Annotated in this window: 1 protein-coding gene; it reads right to left on the reverse strand. The window is 76.2% G+C overall.

Annotated features, from left to right (window positions below; genetic code table 11):
- Positions 1-462: DUF6541 family protein (locus SACPADRAFT_RS33545; protein WP_028662703.1), on the reverse strand; the 462-nt coding region annotated here is incomplete at both ends.

Below are 462 nucleotides of genomic sequence, written 5' to 3' on the forward strand. Positions count from 1 at the left end.
GGCCCCCCGGCCGCCGGGCCGCGACCGCACCGCCGCGACGAGCGCCGCGGCGACGCCGACGAAGAGCATCGCCACCAGCGCGGGCACGAACAGGTTCGGGTGGGCCTGCACCCGTTCCAACACGTTGTAGAAGTAGCCGGCCACCACCGCCCCCGGCCCGGAATCCGGCGCCACCTGGAACGACACCACCACGCAGACCCAGGCCAGCCACGCCGTCACCAGCGGCAGGCCGCGCCGGAACAGCAGCGGCACCGCCACCGCCCCCACGACGGCGAGCACGCCGAAGGTCACCTGGGACATCTCCCCGGACGAGTCCAGGAACCCGAGGTGCGGCAACGTGAGCGTGTTGACCAGCGCCTCGCCCACCGGGGTGGACCCGACGGTCGCGGGAGCCGCCGACGGGGAGCCCTCCCGGCCCAGCCCCGCCGCCAGGACGGGCGCCCCGGCGAGTGCCGCGACGAC

The organism is Saccharomonospora iraqiensis subsp. paurometabolica YIM 90007, assembly GCF_000231035.2.
Lineage (GTDB): Bacteria > Actinomycetota > Actinomycetes > Mycobacteriales > Pseudonocardiaceae > Saccharomonospora > Saccharomonospora paurometabolica.